This is a genomic window from Sphingomonas sp. (assembly GCF_051962185.1).
In the GTDB taxonomy this organism is placed as follows: Bacteria; Pseudomonadota; Alphaproteobacteria; order Sphingomonadales; family Sphingomonadaceae; genus Sphingomonas.
The window spans coordinates 1-3,853 of record NZ_JBQCCN010000298.1 but is presented as its reverse complement, the minus strand read 5'-3'; the positions used below and the strand labels follow the sequence as shown (position 1 = coordinate 3,853).

The 3,853-nt window shown below is 64.3% G+C and carries 5 protein-coding genes; 1 reads left to right on the top strand and 4 read right to left on the bottom strand.

The window, feature by feature from the left end:
- Positions 1 to 249, top strand: a 249-nt coding sequence (locus ACTHJR_RS18300) for an asparagine synthase-related protein (protein WP_440524829.1), incomplete at its 5' end; no start/stop codon positions are given.
- Positions 250 to 426: 177 nt separating this feature from the next.
- On the opposite strand, the gene ACTHJR_RS18295 is transcribed toward ACTHJR_RS18300, so the two are convergent.
- The 4 genes from ACTHJR_RS18295 to ACTHJR_RS18280 form a co-directional block, all read right to left on the bottom strand.
- Positions 427 to 612 (bottom strand): hypothetical protein, encoded by a 186-nt coding sequence (locus ACTHJR_RS18295; protein ID WP_440524828.1) that lies wholly within the window; start codon positions 610 to 612, stop codon positions 427 to 429.
- Positions 605 to 1,042 (bottom strand): MAPEG family protein, encoded by a 438-nt coding sequence (locus tag ACTHJR_RS18290; RefSeq protein ID WP_440524827.1) that lies wholly within the window; start codon positions 1,040 to 1,042, stop codon positions 605 to 607. The genes ACTHJR_RS18295 and ACTHJR_RS18290 overlap by 8 nt, the downstream gene beginning before the upstream one ends.
- Before the next feature lie 199 nt (positions 1,043 to 1,241).
- The gene (locus ACTHJR_RS18285) at positions 1,242 to 2,321 is read right to left on the bottom strand and encodes a 1,9-bis(guanidino)-5-aza-nonane synthase (RefSeq protein ID WP_440524825.1); all 1,080 of its coding nucleotides are present in this window, start codon (positions 2,319 to 2,321) and stop codon (positions 1,242 to 1,244) included.
- A gap of 246 nt (positions 2,322 to 2,567) precedes the next feature.
- Positions 2,568 to 3,785, bottom strand: coding sequence for a type III PLP-dependent enzyme (locus tag ACTHJR_RS18280; RefSeq protein ID WP_440524823.1), 1,218 nt, complete (start codon positions 3,783 to 3,785; stop codon positions 2,568 to 2,570).
- Positions 3,786 to 3,853: the final 68 nt, after the last annotated feature.

Here is a 3,853-nt window from a genome sequence, read left to right as displayed (position 1 = left end):
CGCTATCTGCCGCAGGATATCCTCTACCGGCCCAAGATGGGGTTCGTGACCCCGATCAGCGCCTGGTTCCGTGGTGCGCTGGCCGACGAAGCGGCGGCGCTATCGCGCTCGCCAAGATTGCTGCAATGGTTCGACGGTCCGGCGATCGACCGCATCGCCGCGGAGCACAAAGCAGGGCGGGCCGAGCACGGCCGGACCTTGTGGCAATTGGTGACGCTGGATCGCAGCCTGGCGCGGTTGTTCGGGTAGGCTAAATCCCCCTCCCGCTTGCGCGTTTCAGGTCAGTTGCGCCCCCGGCGCAACCTAAACAGTCCGGGGGACTGTTTACCTGAAACGGGGTTAGGGGAGGGCATGTCCCCGGGCGACGTCCTCCGACATGACAAGCCCTCCCCCGACCCCTCCCGCAAGCGGGAAGGGGAGATGCGCTCACCGCAATTTCGCGATCGACAGCCCGTCTTCCTTGGCGCGCTGTTTCACTGATTCCTCGCTGCGCGTCAGCGCCTTGGCGATCGCCTTCAGCGCCATGCCTTTCTTGGCCAGCGTGTGCAGCTTTTGCACCTCGTCCTGCCGCCACGGCTGGCGGTGACGCTCGAACCCTTCGCCCTTAGCCATGGGCGTGGAACACCGCCATCGCCGCATGCAGCGTGAGCGCGACGAGGCACAGCGTCGCCAGCATGAAGATCGTGAAGCGGACCGAGACCTTGTTGATCGTCGCTTGCCACACGCTGTGGACGATGCGCAGCGCGACATAGGCCCAGGCGATCCAGGCATTCATGCCGTCGCCGGTGCCGGTGAAGGCGATGACCAGGCAGACCGCGTAGAAGCAGGTCGGCTGTTCCATCAGATGGTTGTAATTATGCGCTTTCCATTGCGTCTTGGGCGGCAGCACGCCGTCGGCGTCGGAGCCTTTGCCGCCGGTCAGCTTGGTGATGTCGATCCCAGCAGCCTTCAACGCCGGCATCCGCGTCACGATCGTCCAGACCAGCATCACCAGCGTCCAGGCGATCAACACGACCACCGGCTTCAGGATTTCGCTATGCATGAAAAAAGCCTCCCCCGAGCTGTATCGGGAGAGGCTGCACCAGTCGGTTCGCAATTGCAACGGATCGTGCTGGTCGGGCTACACCGCTGTTGCCCTGCCAGGCCGTCACGGGAGTAAATCCCTGACGTCGGACGCGGCTGACGCCGCGCCGGCCGACCCATCGCGGTCTCGCGGATAGCTCGCGCTATCCGCGTGCCGCTCAGGCGAAAAGCTTCGCCCAACGCCGCTCCGGCCGGTCCTTCCACAGGCCGCGATGATAGGCATCGCTCGCCAGCAGTGGCATCACCGAGCCGGCCTCGGCGAACACCATCTGCTCGATGCCGGTGTTGACCTTGCCCCAGCTCGCGGCCTCCTGCAGCGTCGAGGACGAGCAGGCGCCGTCGCGGACGTCCGCAACGGTGATCTGCACCGCATATTTGTGAACCTCGACGTCCTCGTGGCCGAGGATCTCGGCGCACACCACGGTGTCCTGAATGAAGTTCTTCGGCACGCCGCCGCCGATCATCAGCAGACCGGTGGTGCCGGCCTGGATCTTGATCTCGGTGAGCTCGCGGAAATCGGCGATGGCGTCGAGCACCATGTAGGGCTGACCCGCCTTGGCGCGGTCGACCTGATGCTTGACGAGGCCGAAGCCGGCCGAGGAATCGACGAACGCCGGGCAGAAGATCGGCACGTCATGCTCGTACGCGAGCTTGACCAGGCTGTTGTCCTTCTTGCCATGCTCGGCGAGATACTTGCCCATCTCGTGGATGAAGGCGCGGCTCGAATAGGGCTTGGCTTCCAGGCTGTTCGCGATCGTCAGGATCGTGTGGTCGCAATCCTGGAGCTGCTCCTCGTCGATATAGGTGTCGTAGATGCGGTCGATATAGAGCGAGCGCAGCGTGTCATCGTCAGGGATTTCAAGCGCTTGATAGTGCTTGTGGCCAAGGCCTTCGAAGAAATCCATGTCGACGATCGAGGCGCCGGTGGCGACCACCACGTCGACCATCTTGTTGCGGATCAGCTCGGCATAGAGGTCCATGCAGCCGCCGGCCGAGGTCGAGCCCGCGATCACCAGGACCACGGTGCAATCCTTGTCGGCCAGCATCTGGTTGTAGATCTTGGTCGCGCGGCCGAGGTCGCGGCTGGTGAAGCTCATGTCGCTCATCGCATCGACGATCGGACGCGCGTCGAACGATTTGATGTCGATATGCTTGACCGTCTTCGACAGCAATTCCGCCTTGCGGGTGTCGTTGATCGGCGCGTTGGCAGCCGCGGTCTTGGTCAGGGTGTCGGTCATGGGTTGCTCCCACATGATAGGCCGTCGTCGTTCAATGGGGACGCGGTGACCCGTAAATTCCCCTCCCGCTTGCGGGAGGGGTTAGGGGAGGGCGTGTCCGAGGACGACGCTCTCCGCAATAACAGACCCTCCCCCGACCCCGCGTGAGGTGAAGAGCGGCCCCGCGCTCTTCAGGCCATGCCGGGGGCATGGCCGACCTCACGCGCGCAAGCGGGAGGGGAGAAGAAGGCCGATAAGGTTAGCCCGTTACAGCTTTACGACGTTCGACGCGACCTCGCGGTCCTCGCCCAGGTAAAGCGAGGCCATCGGTTCGTCCTCGACGATCACCGTCTCGTCCGATCCGAAGCCGTTGAACGCGGTCCGCATCGCCGAGCCATAGGCGCCGAGCATCCCGATCTCGAGATAGTCGCCGGCACGGACGTCGGCCGGCAGCATGAACGGGCCGGTCATGTGGTCGAGATCGTCGCAGGTCGGGCCGTAGAAGCTGAACGCCATGTCCTTGGCGTTGCTGTCGGGCTCGCGCAGCAAGGTGACGGGAAAGCGCCAGCCGATATGCGCGGCGTCGAACAGCGCGCCATAGGCACCGTCGTTGATGTAGAGCTCGTCGCCGCGGCGCCGTTCGACGCGCACGATGATCGAGCTGTACTCGGCGCACAGCGCCCGGCCCGGTTCCGCCCAGAGCTCCGCCGAATAGGAGATCGGCAGGCTCTCGAACGCACGGTGGATCGTCTCGAAATAGAGATCGAGCGGCGGGGGCTCCATGCCAGGATAGGTCGACGGAAAGCCGCCGCCGACATCGACGACATCGACGGTGACGCCGGCCTCGACGATCGCCTGCCGCACGCGCTCCATTGCCTCCGCATAAGCCGCCGGGGTCATCGCCTGGCTGCCGACATGGAAGCAGATGCCGAGCGCGTCGGCGACCTGGCGGGCGCGGAACAGCAATTCCTTCGACTCGCCCGGCGCGACGCCGAATTTCGACGCGAGGCTGAGCTTCGAATGTTCCGACGACACGCGCAGGCGCACGCAGAGCGTCAGGTCGCTGGCGCCGTGCGTCGCACGGACGATCTTGTCCAGCTCCTCGATCGAATCGAGGCTGAAGGTCTTGCAGCCGTGCTTGAAATACGCCTCGTGGATTGCTTCCTCGGCCTTGACCGGGTGCATGAAGCACAGGACCGCCTCGGGCAGCGTGCGCCGCACCAGCCGCACCTCAGCGATCGAGGCGACGTCGTAATGCGTGATGCCGTTATCCCACAGGATCCGGATCAGATCGGGCGACGGATTGGCCTTCACGGCATACATCGAGCGGCCCGGAAACTTCTCTACGAAGAATCGGGCAGCACGGGCAGCCGCGTGCGGGCGAATGAGCGTGACCGGTTGGACCGGACGTCGATCAAGAGCAATTCCGCGGGCGGAATTACCAGGGGCAGTCGCTAGCCCCAGCGCGCTATGATGCTTGTGCAACTCAAGGGACCTCCAAGTGGCTTGCGCCGTACGGTGAAATGCTGCCTTGCGGTTGGAAGTCCCATGGG

Excerpts from the sequence above, each read along its gene's own strand:
- ACTHJR_RS18285 (WP_440524825.1), bottom strand. The coding sequence starts at position 2,321 with ATGACCGACACCCTGACCAAGACCGCGGCTGCCAACGCGCCGATCAAC.
- ACTHJR_RS18290 (WP_440524827.1), bottom strand. The coding sequence starts at position 1,042 with ATGCATAGCGAAATCCTGAAGCCGGTGGTCGTGTTGATCGCCTGGACG.
- ACTHJR_RS18295 (WP_440524828.1), bottom strand. The coding sequence starts at position 612 with ATGGCTAAGGGCGAAGGGTTCGAGCGTCACCGCCAGCCGTGGCGGCAG.